The sequence below is a fragment of the Oleiphilus sp. HI0061 genome (assembly GCF_001635675.1).
The window spans coordinates 1-1,008 of record NZ_LWFE01001738.1 but is presented as its reverse complement, the minus strand read 5'-3'; the positions used below and the strand labels follow the sequence as shown (position 1 = coordinate 1,008).

General features: G+C 43.1%; 3 protein-coding genes. All 3 read left to right on the top strand.

What is annotated here, in order from left to right; translation table 11 throughout:
• Positions 1-243: 243 nt before the first annotated feature.
• The gene (locus A3735_RS26645) at positions 244-552 is read left to right on the top strand and encodes a transposase (RefSeq protein WP_068553100.1); all 309 of its coding nucleotides are present in this window, start codon (positions 244-246) and stop codon (positions 550-552) included.
• Positions 549-806 (top strand): hypothetical protein, encoded by a 258-nt coding sequence (locus tag A3735_RS26640; protein WP_068553031.1) that lies wholly within the window; start codon positions 549-551, stop codon positions 804-806. Before A3735_RS26645 ends, A3735_RS26640 begins: the two co-directional genes overlap by 4 nt.
• 58 nt (positions 807-864) lie before the next feature.
• Positions 865-1,008, top strand: a 144-nt coding sequence (locus tag A3735_RS32725) for an IS3 family transposase (RefSeq protein WP_156499949.1), incomplete at its 3' end; no start/stop codon positions are given.

The following is a 1,008-nucleotide window of genomic DNA, read 5'->3' as shown; positions in this document are numbered from 1 at the left end:
ATATGCGACTTCGGTGAACTCCTTATGGGTGTCCAATCCGACAAAAATTATGGTATTGTTTTTCATGGTGCTGGCCTCCGCTTATATGGTATGACACATATATTATGGCTCTGGCTTTGCTAACCCACGATAGGAGGTCAGCACTCTTTTGGGACGTGGGGAGTCATTATGTCTAGGTTTCCGAGTGCCCAACAATTAGTGTACACCCTACTATAGTTATATAGACCTTATGTGGAGGTGCTCATGGCACGTAAAAAAACTCAAGCTTACTCTGAAGAATTCCGAAAAGAAGCAGTGAAACGCTGCGAAAAACCGGGCGTCACTCAAGCTCAAGTTGCTAAAGAACTTGGAATTAGCTCCCAACAAATCGCGAACTGGAAGCGTCAATTTATGCGCTTATCTGATAAACAATTCAACTCTGTTAATGGCGTCGATTACTCAAAAAATGAGAGTGAAGAACTTCGTCGTTTAAGGCGAGAGAATAAACAGCTTCAAGAAGAAATGGATTTCCTAAAAAAGGCTGCGGCGTACTTCGCCAGAAACCAAGAGTGAAGTACGCCATTATCAAAGAGTATGAAGAGCAGCATTCCAAGGCTTTAATGTGCCGGGTTATGCGTGTCTCACGCACTGGTTACGCTAATTGGTGCAAGGGTTCTATCTGTGACCGCGATAAACGTCGACAACTAATGACAGCTAAAGTGTTGGATACCTATGAAGACTTTGAAGCTGGCTGCAGATTCTGGCCCATTCCGATCACTCATTCTGGTTTTAACCGATCATCATTTCTGGAACTTTTCGACCATTGATTCTGGTTTTATTCGATCACTTTTTCTGGATTTCCAGAATCAGTGATCAGATACCAGAATTGATGATCAGATACGCCGGAATACGCAAGCTGGCTATGGATCGAGAAGAATAGCGAAAGAGTTAAACGATCTTGGTTACCCTTGTTCAGAGAATTACATTGCTAACATTATGAAGTCTCAAGGCATTAGGGCGCGTAACGGT

Bases quoted from the DNA above. Each gene is read 5' to 3' on its own strand.
- A3735_RS26645 (WP_068553100.1), top strand. From the start codon at position 244: ATGGCACGTAAAAAAACTCAAGCTTACTCTGAAGAATTCCGAAAAGAA.